This is a genomic window from Frankia sp. CeTa3Moorea, from assembly GCF_978021225.1.
Genome location: NZ_CDXDOR010000044.1, coordinates 1 through 17,447, shown reverse-complemented (window position 1 = coordinate 17,447; position 17,447 = coordinate 1). Strand labels below are relative to the sequence as shown.

The 17,447-nt window shown below is 71.2% G+C and carries 15 protein-coding genes; 5 read left to right on the top strand and 10 right to left on the bottom strand.

The window, feature by feature from the left end; genetic code table 11:
- Nucleotides 1-25: 25 nt before the first annotated feature.
- Entirely contained in the window at nt 26-1,690 is a 1,665-nt protein-coding gene (locus tag AC08OV_RS10455) for a carboxylesterase/lipase family protein (protein WP_476619602.1), read from the bottom strand.
- Nucleotides 1,691-1,814: 124 nt separating this feature from the next.
- Complete coding sequence (locus tag AC08OV_RS10450) at nt 1,815-2,756, bottom strand: glycoside hydrolase family 6 protein (RefSeq protein ID WP_476612581.1); 942 nt, start codon at nt 2,754-2,756, stop codon at nt 1,815-1,817.
- A 1,215-nt stretch (nt 2,757-3,971) separates the two neighbouring features.
- Between AC08OV_RS10450 and AC08OV_RS10445 the strand changes: the two genes are divergently transcribed.
- From AC08OV_RS10445 to AC08OV_RS10435, 3 genes are all read left to right on the top strand, one after another.
- On the top strand, nt 3,972-4,982 hold the full coding sequence (locus AC08OV_RS10445) for a thiamine pyrophosphate-dependent enzyme (RefSeq protein WP_476612582.1): 1,011 nt from the start codon (nt 3,972-3,974) through the stop codon (nt 4,980-4,982).
- A 113-nt stretch (nt 4,983-5,095) separates the two neighbouring features.
- Complete coding sequence (locus tag AC08OV_RS10440) at nt 5,096-6,118, top strand: alpha-ketoacid dehydrogenase subunit beta (protein WP_476612592.1); 1,023 nt, start codon at nt 5,096-5,098, stop codon at nt 6,116-6,118.
- The gene (locus AC08OV_RS10435; protein WP_476612583.1) at nt 6,118-7,485 is read left to right on the top strand and encodes a dihydrolipoamide acetyltransferase family protein; all 1,368 of its coding nucleotides are present in this window, start codon (nt 6,118-6,120) and stop codon (nt 7,483-7,485) included. The genes AC08OV_RS10440 and AC08OV_RS10435 overlap by 1 nt, the downstream gene beginning before the upstream one ends.
- Nucleotides 7,486-7,555: 70 nt before the next feature.
- Here AC08OV_RS10435 and AC08OV_RS10430 read toward each other — a convergent pair whose 3' ends face one another.
- From AC08OV_RS10430 to fdxA, 5 genes are all read right to left on the bottom strand, one after another.
- On the bottom strand, nt 7,556-9,169 hold the full coding sequence (locus AC08OV_RS10430) for a sugar transferase (RefSeq protein ID WP_476612584.1): 1,614 nt from the start codon (nt 9,167-9,169) through the stop codon (nt 7,556-7,558).
- Nucleotides 9,170-9,446: 277 nt separating this feature from the next.
- Nucleotides 9,447-10,526 carry a succinyl-diaminopimelate desuccinylase gene (dapE, locus tag AC08OV_RS10425; RefSeq protein WP_476612585.1) on the bottom strand — a complete coding sequence of 360 codons (1,080 nt, stop codon included), beginning with the start codon at nt 10,524-10,526 and terminating at the stop codon, nt 9,447-9,449.
- A gap of 90 nt (nt 10,527-10,616) precedes the next feature.
- Complete coding sequence (locus AC08OV_RS10420; RefSeq protein ID WP_476612586.1) at nt 10,617-11,459, bottom strand: 2,3,4,5-tetrahydropyridine-2,6-dicarboxylate N-succinyltransferase; 843 nt, start codon at nt 11,457-11,459, stop codon at nt 10,617-10,619.
- 65 nt (nt 11,460-11,524) lie between these two features.
- Nucleotides 11,525-12,799, bottom strand: coding sequence for a succinyldiaminopimelate transaminase (dapC, locus tag AC08OV_RS10415; protein ID WP_476612587.1), 1,275 nt, complete (start codon nt 12,797-12,799; stop codon nt 11,525-11,527).
- 59 nt (nt 12,800-12,858) lie between these two features.
- Nucleotides 12,859-13,182, bottom strand: coding sequence for a ferredoxin (gene fdxA / locus AC08OV_RS10410; protein ID WP_011438232.1), 324 nt, complete (start codon nt 13,180-13,182; stop codon nt 12,859-12,861).
- An 85-nt stretch (nt 13,183-13,267) separates the two neighbouring features.
- Between fdxA and AC08OV_RS10405 the strand changes: the two genes are divergently transcribed.
- Complete coding sequence (locus AC08OV_RS10405) at nt 13,268-13,801, top strand: putative acetyltransferase (protein WP_476619601.1); 534 nt, start codon at nt 13,268-13,270, stop codon at nt 13,799-13,801.
- On the top strand, nt 13,798-14,784 hold the full coding sequence (locus AC08OV_RS10400; protein ID WP_476612588.1) for a transglutaminase family protein: 987 nt from the start codon (nt 13,798-13,800) through the stop codon (nt 14,782-14,784). The genes AC08OV_RS10405 and AC08OV_RS10400 overlap by 4 nt, the downstream gene beginning before the upstream one ends.
- A 56-nt stretch (nt 14,785-14,840) precedes the next feature.
- On the opposite strand, the gene AC08OV_RS10395 is transcribed toward AC08OV_RS10400, so the two are convergent.
- The 3 genes from AC08OV_RS10395 to AC08OV_RS10385 form a co-directional block, all read right to left on the bottom strand.
- Nucleotides 14,841-15,467 (bottom strand): flavin reductase family protein, encoded by a 627-nt coding sequence (locus AC08OV_RS10395; RefSeq protein WP_476612589.1) that lies wholly within the window; start codon nt 15,465-15,467, stop codon nt 14,841-14,843.
- A gap of 189 nt (nt 15,468-15,656) precedes the next feature.
- Nucleotides 15,657-16,145 carry a DUF6113 family protein gene (locus tag AC08OV_RS10390; protein ID WP_476612590.1) on the bottom strand — a complete coding sequence of 163 codons (489 nt, stop codon included), beginning with the start codon at nt 16,143-16,145 and terminating at the stop codon, nt 15,657-15,659.
- Between the two features lie 68 nt (nt 16,146-16,213).
- Nucleotides 16,214-17,218 carry a S1C family serine protease gene (locus AC08OV_RS10385; RefSeq protein WP_476612591.1) on the bottom strand — a complete coding sequence of 335 codons (1,005 nt, stop codon included), beginning with the start codon at nt 17,216-17,218 and terminating at the stop codon, nt 16,214-16,216.
- Nucleotides 17,219-17,447 lie beyond the last annotated feature (229 nt).

The following is a 17,447-nucleotide window of genomic DNA, read 5'->3' as shown; positions in this document are numbered from 1 at the left end:
CGAGGTTCCCGCCCGGCCCGGCCGGTCATCCGGTGAAAGATGACCAGAATCGGCAATGATGCTCGTCAGTGAAGGTGGATGCTACCAAGACGCGGCCCGGCGCCAGTGTGAGTACGCGCGACTCGCGCTGGTCGAAGGCCGGCCAGGTGGGCCCGCCGGCATCCACCTTTGGTGCACCGCCAGCCACGAAGGCCGCCCAGTACCGAATCATCTGGTCAGACAGGGCTCGCTGAGCCGGGCTGGTGACACCGAATCCGAAGACGTACCGGATCTCCGAGCCATGGTAAGCGCCGAAGGGGAATGTGGGCTGGAAGGGGAAGTTCTGCGGTGCTTCGGTGTCCGCGAACTCGTACATATAGGTCGGCACGTAACGGGAGAACAGCTCGTTGGACCGCAGCGCCCGGCAACTGAACCTCGCATCGCCGACCGCGCTCGCCAGTGCCTGACCCGGTGAGGCGTAGCGGTCCGGCGGATATTGCGCGGCGACAGCCGCGGCCAGCCGGCCGAATTGCCGGGTGAGGGCCGTCGGGTAGGCCGCCGAGGTGAGCGGGCGCTGCACGCTGTCCTGGCCCGGAACCACGAACACCCCGCCCTCGTCGTGGTTGCTGCCCTGCAAGACCGGTACCCGCGTGAACCGCCCGGCGGCCAGCGCGTCCAGCATGGACCGCGGCAACACCGGCCCGCCCACCACCGGCTGCCAGGACAGTCCCGGCACGGAACCATCTACTCCTGCATCGATGAGCCGCTGCGCGCTCGTACCGCGCAGGCAGGCGAGGATCCGTGCGTCGTCGGTACATCCCACCGCCGCCGCCAGCTGCCTTCCCTGCGCCTCACCCTCGGCCCGGGCCCGGATCCGCTGGGCGCAGCCGCTCTGCGCGATCGCTCGGGAGAACAGCCCGGCCGCGGGAGGCGAGGCCAGGTTGAGGCAGACGGAGGCGGCACCCGCGGACTGGCCCGCGGCGGTGACCCGGCCCGGGTCACCGCCGAACGCGGCGATGTTGGTGCGCACCCAGCCGAGGGCGGCCTGTTGATCGAGGAGACCGTACTGGCCGGGAACCTGCCCGGGTCGCGTTCCGTCCCCGTAGGCCAGGGCGGGATCGGCGAGGAAGCCCAGCGGCCCCAGTCGATAGTTGAGCGTCACCACCACCGTTGCAGTCCGGCTGGCGAACGCGCTTCCGTCGAACTCGCGGCCCGATCCGGTGGCGAACGAACCGCCATGGATCCACACCAGGACCGGAGCACCCTGCGCCCTGACGCCGACCGGTGTGAAGACATTCAAGGACAGGCAGTCCTCATCCGTGTCGGGCGCGTCCGGCTGTGGGCATGCCTTGCCCCGTTTCGTCGCCGACAACGGCTGTGTCCACGCCCTGGGTGGGACCGGGGGGCGCCATCGGAGAGAACCGACCGGAGCGGCTGCGTACGGGATGTCCCAGAACTCACGATGGTCGGGGAAGGTGAGCCCGCGCACCGGTCCCAGGCCCGTGGCGACGACCGCCGCGGAGGTGTCGGGAGGTGCCTGCGCCCCGGGAGAGGAGGTGGACGACCCGCCGCATCCGGCGAGCACCGCGCCTAGCACGGCGAGCACCCCGAGGAGGCCGGGCAGCCTCCCGATGCCCCGCGATGGTGGGGAACCATGTGGGCCGCGCGGTCCGTAGGAACTGGTCCGATCGGGAAAGTCTGGCCGCCTCACGGGTCCGGTACGACCATCTCTGACGACACGTCCTACCGTGCGCAGGTGGAACCATCGGCAATGAGACCACATCCTAAGACCAACTCCCCCGAGGCCACGACCGCAGCGGATCATCCGCCATGGATCATCCGATTGTGTTCTGCACCAGCTTGACTGCGTAGTCCAACCACCACACCCCCGAGGGAGGGCCACCGTTACAAGGCCCGTCCGACTGGCCCGGCGTCTTGATCCAGAGCAGGGCGTCCCCGTGCGGGCTACCGGTCGCGGTGGTCGGTGTAGCGCCCAGAGCGCGGCCAGGCGGGTTGCACCACTGCCGGTCCTCGGTCGGTCCCAGCCCATTGCGACTCGTGTCAATGACGAAGTGGGCGGTACCGCCGAGCAGCGCCGACACCCGCTCGCCGTAGGCCGACTCCTTCTCGGTCGTGCCAAAGCCCGACACGTTCAGCGAGAACCCGCGAGCCTTGTCCACCCCGACCAGCCGCAGGCGGCGCGCGATCTCTGTGGGCTGGTGCCATTCGGCGTGGCCCGCGTCGATGTAGACGGAGATGCCGCTGCCGGACAGCGTGGTGACGGCGTAGCGGAGCAGGGCGTAACGCTCCTGCTCCGCCTGGTCGGACAGGCAGTCAGCCCAGGCGAGCGCGTCCGGTTCCAGGATCACCGACGCCGGGCCGCCGGCCACCCCCGCGGCGAGCTCGCGCACCCAGGCCCGATAGTCGGCTGGGCTGGACCGGCCGCCGGCAGTGTAGCTGCCACAGTCACGCCCGGGGATGTTGTAGACAACCAGCAACGGGTGGGCGCCGAGCGCGCGCACGGGCGCGAGCCGGGTGGCCACCTGGGTACGGGTCTGACTGGTCGGGACGTCGTCCCCGAACCACATCGCCTGCGGCGTGCGGGCCAGCCGGTTAATGAGCGCCGCCTTCGCCGAATCGGTCGGCCGCAGCTTCCGTTCGGCGCGCGCCGCCAGGCCGTTGGGGTCGGCGTAGAGCGTGGCCCCGCTGAACGGATTGCCGGTCCGTGGCCGCGAGCCGTCCGGCTGTCGCGGAGTCGCCGCATGGTTGACCGGCACTGAAGTCGTGGCCGTGGGGGACGGGGTAGTCAACGGCAAGCGAGCGGCCGTCGACGACGGAGCGGTCACGGGCACCGGCGGTCCGGAAGTGGACGCGGACGACGACCGAGCGACCGCGGGATCGATGGGCACCGCGGTACCGCGGGCCGGGGATGACGGGGCCAGAGGTGACATCCCAGACGCGGCCGGAGCACCGGCGGCCCCATCCGACGACCCTCCTGGAAACGGCGTGCAGCCGGTGACGAGAAATGCGCCGACAGCGAGTATCGTCAACAACGGAACAAGAATGTGACGATGGACACCAAACAACATCGTCCGAGTTGGCGGAGCGGACAACCCACGACCTCCAGGCAGTCGGCGTCGCACAAGACGACGCACGGTGATTCCCCTCCTCCAAGTCCCAGTGTAATGCCCCCCGGGCCAACTCATCAATGCGGGTCGGGCGGGGACCACGCGGCTGGGCCGAACCACTATAAACGCCATTCCGGCACCGCGACCGCCCCGCCGGGACAACCACCGGCGGGTGGAGACGTCGGCCGAAAGATCCACCTGATTTTCCGGACGGCGATCGGCGAAGCGTTTCCCAACCGACCCGCAAACCAAACGGCCGCCGGGTGACTTCCCCTGTGCTACCCTCATTGAGACTGCCAGCGGGTCGGAGCGAGCCGGACAGCGCTTCCCACGGGGGGATGCCTCTATCAATCGAATACCGCGCCGGCAGACGGGTGGCAACGTGGCCCCCTCATCGCGATCATGGTTGTCACAGTGGACGGCGTGCCAGCCATCTTTTCCCATCTCATGGGCCGGGACCGCTGTTTTTCCTCTCTTCCCGTGATCCGTATGTCAGCGGAACGTGCCGTCCAACCGGGCCGGAGAACGAAAAGATGCCAAGTCCCAGCTCCCGGCTGGTCGGGAACCGTTTGTCAGCAAGTGCTGTTGCGAGGGGACAACGACAGTGGGACCGATGACAAGGCCGTTCCCGATGATCGCCGACCGCTCTTTTCTCTGGACCGACCCAGCCGCTCCACGCGGTCAGGTACCGCCGCGAGGGCCGGACCGGCGCGATCGCCTCGCCGCGGTCCCCCCGGCGGTCGCCTGATGACGCAGGCCACGCCCGACCACCACGCTATGGTGGCCGGGTACCTTCCGAGCCCATTTCCCATACGGTTTCTTGGCGAGTCGGGCGATGCTGTTGACGAGCACGGGGATTACCCGATGCCGGCGGGCGAGACCCTGCTGACCGCCTACCGGGCGATGGTGCTCGGCCGCCGGTTCGACCGGCAGGCCTGCGTCCTCGCGGCCCAGGGCCGCATCGCGGCCTTCCCGTCATCGGAAGGGCAGGATGCGTGCCAGGTCGGCGCCGCCCTGGTGCTGGAGCCCACGGACTGGCTGTTCCCCACTTACCGTGACAGCACCGCGTTGCTCACTCGGGGAGTGGACCCGCTCGACGTGCTCGCCCCGGTTCGGGGTCACCGCCACTGCGGGTACGATCCCTACGCGCACCGGTGCGGGCCGATGACCACGCCGCTGGCCACCCAGGCGTTGCACGCGACCGGTCTCGCCGCTGCGGCCCGCCGGCTCGGCGAGCGGACCATCGTCCTCGTCCTCGTCGGCGACGGCGCGACCAGCGAGGGCGACTTCCACGAGGCGCTGAACTTCGCCGCCGTCTTCTCCGCGCCGGTGGTCTTCCTGATCCAGAACAACCGCTACGCCATCAGCGTGCCGTTGTCCCGCCAGAGCGCCGCTCCGGCGCTGGCGTACAAGGGCGTCGGCTACGGCATCCGCAGCGAACAGGTCGACGGCAACGACGTCGCCGCCGTCCTCGCCGTGCTCACGGCGGCGGTCGCGCATGCCCGCTCGGGTCAGGGACCGATGCTGGTGGAGGCGCATACCTACCGCCTGGCTCCGCACACCACCGCCGACGATCCGACCCGCTACCGCGACGACGAGGAGACCGCGCTGTGGCGGCGGCAGGACCCGATCCCGCGCCTGGCCGCCCACCTGCGGCGCGTCGGGGTCCTCGACGCCGACGCCGACGCGCGGCTGACCATCGAGGCGGAAGCCTTGGCGGAAGCGGTCCGCACGGGCGTGGGCGGAACTCCCACCACGGCCCCGGCCAATCTGTTCGCCCACGTCTACGCGACGCCGCCGGCCTCATTCGTCGAACAGCGCGCGCTGGTCGGCCTCGACTCGGCCGCCGCCCCCACCGGAGGTGCCGCGTCATGACGGTGCACCAGACCGCGAACGGCATGATCCTCAACAGCGCGGCCGGTACCGGCGCCGTGCCGAAGGGCGTGGCAGCCGCGCCGGCAGGGATTCCACGTCCGACCGGAACGACCATGGCGCAGGCACTCAACCGGGCACTGCGGGACGCGCTGGCGGCGGACGAACGGGTGCTGGTACTCGGTGAGGACGTCGGGCGGCTCGGCGGGGTCTTCCGGATCACCGACGGTCTCGCGGACGCCTTCGGTGCCGACCGTTGCGTCGACACCCCACTCGCCGAGGCGGGAATCGTCGGGTTTGCCGTCGGGATGGCGATGTATGGATTCCGACCCGTCGTGGAACTCCAGTTCGACGCCTTCGCCTACCCCGCGTTCGAGCAGATCGTCAGCCACGTGGCCAAGATGGGTAGCCGCACCGGTGGACGGGTGCGGCTACCCATGGTGATCCGGATCCCCTATGGCGGAGGCATCGGCGCGGTGGAGCACCATGCCGACTCCAGCGAGGCCTACTATGCGCACACCGCCGGCCTCAAGGTCGTCACACCGGCCACCGTCGCCGACGCGTACTCGTTGCTGCGGGCAGCCATCGACGATCCAGACCCGGTGATCTTCCTGGAGCCGAAGAAACTCTACTGGGGCCGGGACCAGGTCAGCCTGCCCGTCCGCACCGAACCCCTGGGCCGGGCCGCCGTCCGCCGACCCGGAACCGACATCACCCTGATCGTCTACGGGCCGACCGTTCCCCTGGCCCTGGAGGCGGCGGCGGTGGCCTCCGGTCACGGCTGGGACGTCGAGGTCATCGACCTGCGGTCCATCGTGCCGTTCGATGACGAGACCGTGATGACGAGCGTGCGACGTACCGGCCGCTGCGTGGTGGTGCATGAGGCCCAGGGCTTCGCCGGCGTCGGCGCCGAGATCGCAGCGCGGGTGCAGGAACGCTGTTTCCACTCGTTGGAGGCTCCAGTTCTGCGGGTAACCGGCCTCGACATCCCGTACCCGCCGCCGAAGCTGGAGCGATACCACCTGCCGAGCGTCGGCCGGCTCCTCGACGCCTTCGACCGGTTGCAGTGGGATGATCAGCCGGATCCGCGATGGATCGGCGGTCCGGTGCCCGAGTCGAGACGAGGGACGATGATCTGATGAACCACCAGGAGACGCTGGCCGCCGACGGACTGGTCGTCTTCGACCTCCCGGACCTCGGCGAGGGCCTGACCGAGGCGACGGTGGTCCGATGGCTGGCCGAGGTCGGGGACTTGGTGGCCATCGACCAACCGATCGTCGAGGTGGAATCGGCCAAGGCGTGCATCGAGATCCCGTGCCCCTACCCGGGAGAGATCCGGATCCACCACGGCGCAGCCGGCGATGTCCTGAATGTCGGCTCGCCCCTGGTGACCGTTCGATCTCCCGCCGCGCCGACCCCCGATGCGCCGGTGGTCAGGGTGCCCCGCCTTGACGCGTCGTCGCAACCGACGCCACCGGCCGGGGATGCGGGCGCGCCGCCCCCCCTCATCGGATTTGGCGCCACCGCGGACGATCCGGACGCGCTGGGGACGACGACCGGGGAGACGGGTGTCCGCGGGGTGGGTTCCCGTGAAGTGATCCGCACCATCTCGCCCGTTGTCCGGCGCCTCGCGCGTAGCGCCCGCCTCGATCTCGACATGGTGCAGGCCACCGGGCCCGGCGGGGTGGTGCGGCGAGCCGACGTCGAGCAGGCCCTGCGGGACCGGGAGTCCAACCCGGCCCTGCCCATGGGTACGGCGGTGCCCATGGATGCGGCGGTGCCGGCGCCGCGGGTAGGCACTCCGGACGGGGACGGCGTCATGCGTATTTCTCTGCGGGGACGTCGGCGGCTGATCGCAGATCGGATGGCGCGTAGCCGGCAGGAGATTCCCGAGGCGACGACCTGGCGTGACGTGGACGCGACGAATCTGCTCGTGGCACGGAAGACCATCAATGCGGCGGCTTCCGATCGGCCTGTGAGCGTGCTGGGTCTGATCGGCCGCTTCTGCATCGCCGGTCTGCAGCGCTACCCGGTGCTCAACGCCCGGCTCGACGCGGACCGCGGTGAGATCGTCCAGTTCCCGTGGGTCCACCTGGGCTTCGCCATCGCGGGCGACGACGATCTGACGGTCGCCGTCGCCCGCGATGCGCAGAACATGACGGCCACGCGGCTCACCGCTGAACTGCGCCGGCTCACTGACCGCGCCCGGGAGCGCCGTCTGACGGTGCCGGAGCTGACCGGCGGGACCTTCACCGTCAACAACCACGGCGCGCTGGGCACCGACGGAGCCGCCCCGATCATCAACCATCCGGAGGTCGCCCAGCTCGCGGTAGGGCGGATCGCTGATCGGCCCTGGGTCGTCGACGGTGAGGTGCGCCCACGCAAGGTCGCCCAGCTCGCCCTCACCTTCGACCATCGGGTCTGCGATGGCGCGCCGGTCGCGGGGTTCCTCGGTTTCGTCGCCCGGTGCGTCGAGCAGCCGCTGACCATACTCGGCGAACTTTGATGCCTCCCGCCAGAGCCGGGACGAACGGCCGTGGCGGGGCAGGCGCCCTGCCACCGCTCACACATCCCGCTTAGTACGCACCCTCGCGGCGCAGGACCGCGAACACGGTACGCCAGAGGATGTAGAAGTCGAGGGGCAGCGACCAGTTCTGCACGTACCGCAGATCCAAGCGCACCGACTCGTCCCATTCGAGGTCCGACCGGCCGCTGATCTGCCACAGGCCGGTCAGCCCCGGCTTCACCATCAGCCGGCGGTGCACGTCGTCCTCGTAGCGGGCGACCTCCGACGGCAGCGGCGGGCGCGGCCCCACCAGCGACATCGTGCCGCCCAGCACGTTGAGCAGCTGCGGCAGCTCGTCGAGCGACCACTTGCGCAGGAACTTCCCGACCTTGGTGATCCGCGGGTCGTCACGCATCTTGAACAGCAGCCCCTCGGCCCGTTCGTTGCGGGACTCCAGCTCCGCCTTGCGCGCCTCCGCGTCGACGTACATCGACCGGAACTTGTACATGGTGAAGTGCTCGCCACCCTGGCCGACCCGGGTCTGCTTGAAGATGGCCGGCCCCCGACTGGTCAGGCGCACCGCCAGCGCCAGGGCCAGGAACAACGGCGCGCACAGCAGGAGAACCCCCGCGGCCACACTGCGGTCGAACAGGCCCTTCATGGCCCGCCGCGCGCCGGTGAGTTCCGGCTCCTCGATGTGCAGCAGCGGCAGCCCGGCCACCGGACGGATCGAGATCCGCGGCCCGGTCACGTCGGTCAGCGCCGAGGAGACCAGCACGTCGACGTCGCTGCCCTCCAGCGTCCACAGCACCCGGCGCAGCGTCTCGCCGTCCATCTGCGGACTGATCGCGACCGTGGTCGCCGCGGTTGCCCGGATGGCGGTGTGCAGGCTCTCCGACGTCCCGACGATCGGCACCCCCAACAGGTCGAACCCCCCGCGTTCCGGGGAGTCGTGGCTGTGCCGGCCGGGCGAGCGGTCGAGCACGACACCGACGACCGACCAGCCCGACGTCGGATCCCGCTGGGCCAGCCGGACCAACGCCGCCGCGGAGTCCCCCGCCCCGACCACCAGCACCCGGTGCAGGCAGCGGCCCGCCCGGCGCATCCGGTGCAGGTAGCCGCGCGCGGCGGCGCGGCCAGCCACGGTCAGCAGCAGCGCCGCCGGGAAGGCGATCAGCACGTAGGCACGCGCGAGCTCGGCCTTGGTCGCATAGGACAGGACGGCCACCACCGCGGTGAGCTGCGCGGCGGCGTTGAGGACCCGGCGGAACTCCTCCGAGCCACTGCCGAGGAACCGGCTCTCGTACGCCCGGCTCAGGTACATCGACAACACCCATGCGACGGGCAGCAGGATCGACATGGCGACATACGGCGTCGCGGAGACCGGCTTCAGGTCGAACTCGACCAGTCCGCCGAACCGGACCAGGTAGGCCACTCCCGCCGCGACCACGCAGGCGGCCGCGTCGGAGCCCACGAGCAGCCAGCCGTACGGCCGTTCCCAGCGAACCTTCGCCCGGTAGCCGACGGCACCGTCGGACGCTCGGTCCGCGCCGGGGTCCGCGCCCACCTCGTAGCGGTCGTACCAGGCGGGCCCATCGGCCCCGTCGAGCGGTTTCGGGATGGCATCCGTGCCCGGCCCCGCGGCCAACCCCACCTGTGCATGGCTGAAGACAGTGCCCGTCACCTGGCAGACCCCCCACGGCCGCAACATCTTCGGACCGACGACGGGGAGAACACTGGTTGGCGCCGACAACACGTGTCACCTGTGTATCGACGCGCCCCGGCCTGGTGCCGAGCCCCCGAACCCGCCGCACCACCGACCATCCGGACCCCCCATCCGACCGGCACTGCACGTACGCGAGTAACTCTAACGTGCCGAGATGGGAGGATCCACGGCGTCAACCCCCGACGACTCATACACGTAACAAAAATCGCAACTAGGTGGTCCAGTGACACCACGGTCAAGCAACACCGGACAGGTACGCCCGTAGCAGCCGCTCGGCCTCGTCGATCGCGGCGAGCTCGACGTACTCATCCCGGGTATGGGCCAGGTTGGGATCGCCCGGCCCGTAGTTGAGCGCCGGGATTCCGAGCTCGGCGAAGCGCGCCACGTCCGTCCAGCCGTACTTCGCCACCGGCACTCGACCGGTGGCGGCGACGAACGCCGCCGCGGGCGGGGCGGCGAGCCCGGGCAGCGCCCCGCCAGCGAGATCGGTGACCTCGACGTCGTAGCCCCCCAACACCTCGCGGACATGCGCCACCGCCTCGTCGGGGCCGCGGTCCGGGGCGAACCGGAAGTTTACCGTGACCTGGCACCGGTCGGGGATCACGTTGCCCGCTACCCCACCGTCGATCCGCACCGCGCAGAGCCCCTCGCGGTAAGTGCAGCCGTCCAGCGTCACCGTCCGCGCCCGGTAGCCGGCGAGGCGGCGGAGCAGATCGCCGGCCTTGTGGATGGCGTTGTCCCCGAGCCACGACCGGGCCGAGTGCGCCCGGATGCCGGGGAGCGTCACGACCACCCGCAGGGTGCCCTGGCAACCCGCCTCGATCTCGCCGGAGGTCGGTTCCATCAGGATGGCCAGATCCGCCGCCAGCCAGTCCCGGTGCCGGGCGGCGAGCCGGCGCAGCCCGTTGCGGGCCACCTCGACCTCCTCGTGGTCATAGCAGACCCAGGTGACGTCGTGACTCATCGCGCCGGGCGTGGCGACCGGGAGCGTGCCCGCGAGCCGCAGCGCGACCGCGACCCCTGCCTTCATGTCCGAGGTCCCGCAGCCGTAGAGCCGCCCGCCCACCACACGCGAGGGCAGGTTGCCCGCCAGCGGAACGGTGTCCAGATGGCCGGCGAGCAGGATCCGGCCGGGCAGCCCCAGCTCGGTCCTGGCCACCACGGCGTCACCGTCCCGGTCGACCCGCAGCCCGTCCACCGCGGTGAGCGCCTTCTCCACCGCATCCGCGAGGGCGGCCTCGTCCCCACTTACCGAGGGCACGTCGACCAGCGCCCGGGTCAGCTCGCCGACGGGCGCCGTGAGGTCGAGGCTCATGCCGTCACCCTACGGCCACCGGGCCAGCGGATCGTTAACCGGCGACAGGACGCCAGCCAGCAATAAGATCGCTAACCGGTGACAGGATCGTTAGCCGGCGACGCCGTGCTCCCGCAGGATGTCGTTCAGCGCCAACTTGTCGTGGATCTCGCCCTCGGCGAGCGTCCGCAGCACCAGGATGCAGGGCATCGCGAACTCCCCGCCCGGGAACGACTTCACCCGGTTGGAACCGACCGCGACCGCCCGCTCCGGGATCTCCCCGCGCGGGTATTCCGCGCCGGTCGTGGCGTCGAAGACATGGGTGGAGGCGGTCAGGATCGCCCCGGCGCCGAGCTTGGCCCCGCGGCGCACCCGCGCGCCGTCCACCACCATGCAGCGACTGCCGACGAAGGCGTCGTCCTCGACGACGACGGGGACCGCGTTCGGCGGCTCCAGAACCCCGCCGAGCCCGGCCCCACCGGACAGGTGCACGTTGCGGCCGACCTGGGCGCAGGACCCGACCGTGGCCCAGGTGTCGACGAGGGTGCCGGCACCGACGTAGCCGCCGATGTTGGTGTAGCTCGGCATGAGGACGGCCCCGGGCTCGACGTGCGCGCCCCAGCGCACGATCGCGCCCGGTACCACCCGCACGCCATCGAATCGGGTCTTGAGCGGCACCCGGTCATGGAAGCGGAAGTCACCCGCGGACGACTCGACCATGGCGAGAACCTTGAAGGACAGCAGGATCGCCCGCTTGGCCCGCTCGTCAACGGCGACCGAGCCGCCCGCGGTGACCGTGGCGACCCGGGCCACGCCCGCATCGATGGCGTCGACGGCGGCCACCACGATCTTGCGGGCGTCGGCGTCGCCAGTGTTCAGCTCCGCCCGCCGTTCCCACAGTTCGTCGACGGCGGGATCGATCGGAGAGTCGAGGGATGTGTTCGAGGCGCTCACAAGCCCGACCCTACGAGGTGGCCCCGGCCTCGCGAGGTAGCGGGGCCACGGATCCGGGCCGGGTGCTAACGGATGTCCGGCTCGGCGCCCCCATAGCTACCCTGAGCGATCGGCTGACCGTAGTCGGGCCGAGCGCCGTAGCCAGGCCGAGCGCCGTGGCCGGGCCGAGCGCCGTAGTCGGGCCGAGCGCCGTGGCCGGGCCGAGCGCCGTAGTCGGGCCGAGCGCCGTAGTCGGGCCGAGCGCCGTAGTCGGGCTGCCCCGTGGCGGCGACCGGCGACAGCATCGTCATCCGCTCGGGAACGGTCGCCACCTGCGAGTCCGCAGCGGTCAGGGCGATCCGGACGTGATACCGGCCAGCCTCCCCGTAAAACGTCCCGGGCGCGACGAGTATCCCGACCTCGGCCAGCGCGTCCACCGTGGCCCAGGCGTCCTCACCCCGGGTTGCCCACAGGTAGAGGCCGGCCTCGCTGTGATCGATGGTGAATCCCGCGACCGCGAGTGCCGCCGCGAGGACGGCCCGCCGGTTGGCGTAGCGCGCCCGCTGATCCGCCACATGCATGTCGTCGGCGTACGCGGCCGCCATGGCGGCCTGCACGGGCGTCGGCATCATGAAGCCGGCGTGCTTGCGGACCGCGAGGAGGCCCTCGACCAGGGCAGAGTCACCGGTGACGAAGCCGGCCCGGTAGCCCGCGAGGTTGGACCGCTTCGACAGCGAATGCACCGCCAGCAGTCCCTCGTGGGAGCCGCCGCACACGTCGGGGTGCAGCACCGAGACGGGCCGGCTCTCCCAGCCCAGCTCGATGTAGCACTCGTCGCTGGCGACGATCACACCGCGCTCCCGCGCCCAGGTGACCACGGCGCGCATCTCGTCGACCGTGAGCACCCGCCCGGTCGGGTTCCCCGGCGAGTTCAACCAGATCAGGGTCACCCCGTCGGCCGGGCCCACCACCGGTTCGCAGCGGGCGAGCAGCGCGCCGACCTCGTAGGTCGGATAGGCCGGAGTCGGCACCCACACCCGGTCACCAGGTTCGAGCCCGAGCTGACCGGGGAGCTGAGCCACCAGTTCCTTCGTCCCGAGCACGGGCAGCACCGCGCCCGGGTCGACGAGCACGCCGAGCCGGCGGGCCAGCCAGCCGGCCGCCGCCTCGCGCAGCTCCGGGGTACCCGCGGTCAGCGGGTACCCCGGAGCGTCAGCGGAGCCGGCCAGCGCCTGCTGCACGACGGCCGGCGCGGCGTCAACCGGAGTACCCACCGAGAGGTCGACCAACCCGTAGGGATGCAGCCGGGCCTTCTCCTTGAAGGAGACCAGCTGGTCCCACGGGAAGTCGGGCAGCCGCACCCGGGACCGGGCCGGTGACCGCGGGACTCCGGAGATGTTGCCGGGTCTCCCAGGGCCGCTCAGGACTCGCCCTGAGGAGCCAGCGCGGCGACCGTCGGCGGGTCGAAGTCCAAGGCGCCGACCTTCGATGCGCCGCCAGGCGACCCTAGCTCCTCAAAGAAGTTCGCGTTGGTGTCGGTGTACCCCTTCCACTGATCGGGAACGTCGTCCTCGTAGTAGATGGCCTCCACCGGGCAGACCGGCTCACAGGCACCACAGTCGACGCACTCGTCAGGCTGGATGTAGAGCATCCGTCCGCCTTCGTAGATGCAGTCGACCGGGCACTCCTCGATGCAGGCCCTGTCCTTGACATCGACGCAGGGCTCTGCGATGACGTAGGTCACCGGTTTTTCCTCCTCGGGCTCACGGGCGACTGAGTCCTTAGTATCGACCTGGACAGTTCCGTGTCGACAACAAGGGCGTGCGCTGGTGGTGTATGTCGTCCGCATCACTCCGGCCGATGTCGGCGCGCGAGTTATGCTCCGCCACCGCATCCCCGGACCGGTATCCCTCAGTGATGTTCTCGGAACGTTGCGGTCATGGTCATCGGGTGTGCTCACGGTTGTCACTGCCGAGGGCACACCCGTCCAGGTTACCGAGGATGCCGTCGTAGCGGCACGCGTCATCCCACCCCGCCCACCGACACGACGTACGCGGAATGTCCCGGGTGCGACAGCTATCACGGAGATTGTCCCGAATACGACTACCCTGAATACGACTACCCCGAAGGCGACTATCGCGGAGGCGACTGTCCTGGGGACGACCGTCCCGGACCCGTCCGATCCGGACACGCCCGATCCAGAGGCGCCCGATTCGAAGGTGCCCGGCCTGAAGGCGGCTGCCCCACCAGGAGCGGCTGCCCCACCAGGAGCGGCTGCCCCACCAGGAGCGGCTGCCCCACCAGGAGCGGCTGCCCCGGAGGCGGCTGCCCCCGGCGTGAACGCTCCGAGCGAGCTCTCGTGAGCACCCGCAGCCGCGGCAGGTTCGCCGAGGTCGTGCGCCGCGAGCCGATCGACCTGGCGGTCGCCTGCCATCTGCTCACCGCCGAGGTCGACCCGGCAGCCGACACCCCCGACGCCACCGCCACCCTGAATGCCCTCGACACACTCGCCGCGCAGGCCCGTCCACTGCTCGCCGCGCGGACGACCTCGAGCCGACGGTCCCGGTTCCCCCGGGCCGACCACGGTACGCCGATGGCACGCCAGACCGGCGCACCGGGGCAGGCACCACCCGGGCAGGCACAGCCGGGATCCGGATCCGAGGCGGCGGGGCGCTTGGAGGGAGTCGGCCCGGGAGCGGGGGATTTCGACCCGAGGATCGCCGCCGAGACGCTGCACGAGTCCCTGGGGCTCGCCGCCGGCTTCGCCGGGGCCGAGGACGACTACACCGACCTCCGCTCCTCGCTGCTCCCCGATGTGCTGCGCCGGCGGCGCGGCCTGCCGATCCTGCTCTCCGTCGTCTGGCTCGAGGTGGCCGCCCGGCTCGGGGTCCCCGCCTATCCCGTCGGGCTTCCGGGGCACGTCGTGGTCGCGGTGGGTTCCCCCCAGGACCACGTGCTCGTCGATCCGTTCGCCGCCGGCCGGCTACTGACGGTGCACGACGCCGCAGAAAAGGTACGCGCAGCCGGGTTCGCCTTCACCCGTGCCCACCTCGCCCCGATGAGCGCGCAGGATGTGCTCACCCGGATCCTCGGCAACATCCGGGTCCTCGGGGCGCGCTCGGACGCGCCGCACATGCGGCTGTGGGCCGTCGAGCTGTCCCTGCTGCTCCCCCACCACCCGGCGAGCCTGCGCCGGGAGCGCGGCGAGCTCCGCGTCCGGTTGGGCGACTTTCTCGGCGGGGCCACCGATCTGGCCGCGTTCGCCAACACGGTGGCCGCGGTCGAGCCGGCCGCCGCGGCGGCCGCCCGCCAAGCCGCCGCCGCGGCCCGCGCCCGGCTCAACTAGCCCCGGAGACCGCCCGCTCGCCTCGGGAATCGCCCGTTAGCTTCGGGAAGCGCCCGTTAGCTTCGGGAAGCGCCTGTTTCCCTCCGCGCCTCTGTTCCTCCCGTATCCGCACCCACCGGGTCGAGGTAGCGCCCGTCGTAGAAGACGAGCGGTCCGACATCGTCCCGCGGCTGGGCGAACGAGACGACCTCACCGAGGACGAGGGTGTGATCCCCCCCGGGATGGGTCGTGACTGTCCGGCACTCGAAGACCGACAGCGCGCCGTCGAACAGGACCACTCCGGTCTCTGGCCCGATCGAGTGCTCCCATCCCGCGAACATGTCGCCGGGCTGGTCATACGCGCGTTTCGCAAAGTAGCGCGACGTCTCGGCCATGTCCTCGGCAAGCACCGAGACTCCCCACACCCCCGAGGCCATGAGCGGACCGTGGAAGCGGGCGTCCCGGCGGATGCTGGCGAGCACCAGCAGCGGGTCGAGGGAGACCGAGACGAACGAGTTCGCCGTCATGCCGAGATGGCGACCGTCGGCGACGGTCGTGAGGACCGTCACTCCGGTAGCGAACCTGCCGACCGCCCTGCGGAAGTCCGCCGTCCGCAGCGTCGGCCGGTCGGCCTGGGAGGCCTGGGAGGCCTGGGAGGCGGGCGCGCCGGCCCAGTTCTCTCCACGGTGCGCGGGGCTGCCCACCCGGCCACGCTACCCGCTCCGCTCACCACGTGGGCTCACCACGTGGGCGACAGTCCCCAAGGGCCGGTGACATCTCCCACATCACAAGAGCCGGTGACATCTCCCAGGGCGAGACGGACGACCGGACGACCGGACGACCGGACGACCGGGTGGCCGAGTGGCCGAGTGGCCGAGTGGCCGGACCGGTGCTCAGTGACCGGGAGGAAGCACCGTGAGCCCCCGCCGTGCCCCGGCGAGGACGATGACCGCGATCGGGCTCAGTGCCCCGAGCAACAGGAACGCGTACCCGGATCCGCTCGCCCGCAACAACAGGTCCCCCTCGGGGCGGGAACTGGCGACCAGCAGCACGACGACGGCCCAGCCGATGAGCACGGTCGTGGGTCCCAGCCGGGTGCCCGTCAGCCACCGCACCAGCAGCGCGGCACCCCCGTTGCCCACCAGCGCGACCAGTACGCCGAGCGACAGCAGCATCCCCCCCGGCCGCGGACCGGCGGGAACGAGGAAGACGCCGTAGAGACCCAGCCCGACCCCCAGAAATACCCCCAGTGTGTAGGAGGCGGTCAGAAAGGCCCTGCCGGGTTGCGGGTCCGGGGACGGTTGCAACGACGGCCGCGCCGGCTGTCGGGACAACCGGGTTGAGGGCGGCGTCCGGCGGGGATCGGCGCTGGGACGGGGCATTCTCCGACAGTAGGACATCGTCCGCCGGGTCCGCCGGGTCCGCCCGGTCCGCCGGGCCCGCCCGGTCCTCAGGCCGTCACCAGCTCGGCGGGTACGACGATCACGTCCACCAACGCGCCCCGCCGCCACACCGTGAGTTCCACTGGCCGGCCGATCGTGCCCTCGGTCAGCAGCCGCTGGAGATCACCCGGGGTGACGACGGGCGTCCCGGCCACCGACAGGACGAGATCCCCGGTGAACAGCCCGGCGATCCCGGCCGGGCTACCGACAACCACCTCGGCCAGCCAGACACCGTGGCGCTGCCCGATCCGCTCGGCCACGGCGGGCGGCAGCGGAACACCCGCCCCCGCGACCCCCAGGTACGCCCGGCGGACCCGGCCGTCGCGCATCAACGCGGCGAGGATCTTCCTCGTCGTGTCGTTCACCGGGACGGCCAGCCCCAGGCCGACACCGGCGACGGCGGTGTTCACCCCCACCACCCGGGCGTTGGCCGTGACCAGCGCCCCGCCGGAGTTACCCGGGTTGAGGGCCGCGTCGGTCTGGATCACCTCGTCGACCACCCGCACGGCCGAGCCCGAACGGGTCGGCAACGACCGGCCGAGGGCGCTGACGACCCCGGCGGTCACGCTGCCGGTGAGCCCCAGCGGGTTGCCGACAGCCACGACGAGCTGGCCGACCCGCAGACCCGCGGCGTCCCCGAGGACGGCAGCCGGCGGGGTCGTGCCCCGGGCCCGCAGCACGGCCAGGTCCGAGAGCGGATCGGCACCCACCAGGTCGACCTCGCGCTCGGTGCCGTCCGCGAACTGCGCCAGCCCGACCGACGCTCCGGAGGTGGCCCGATGCCCCTCGACGACGTGCGCGGAGGTCAGCAGGAACCCGTCGTCGGTGAACACCACCCCGGAACCGGCCCCCGCGCCGCGCCGGGTACGCACCCGTAGGCTCGCCACCGACGGGGTCAGCGCCGCGGCCACCCGGGTCACGACCGCGGAATAGGCGTCCAGCGGCTCGACCGGCGGGGAACCGCCGGGCCGCGCCGGGTCGGGTCCGTCTCCCCTGGCACGTCTGGTCCGCATCCGACCTCCTCGGCCGACGCCACACTTACATTGATTACAGCGTTACGAACACGGGGCCGTCCAGAACATTCCCACCGAGGTGCCTGTGCCACCGCGGCCGGCGGGCGGGCGAGCGGGCCAGGTCGTCAGCGGGCCAGGTCGTTGGAGTCGATCAGGGCTCACACACGAGACCGGCGAACAGGTCCCGCTCCCGCCCGCCGGCCGCGGTGGCACAGGCACCTCGGTGGGA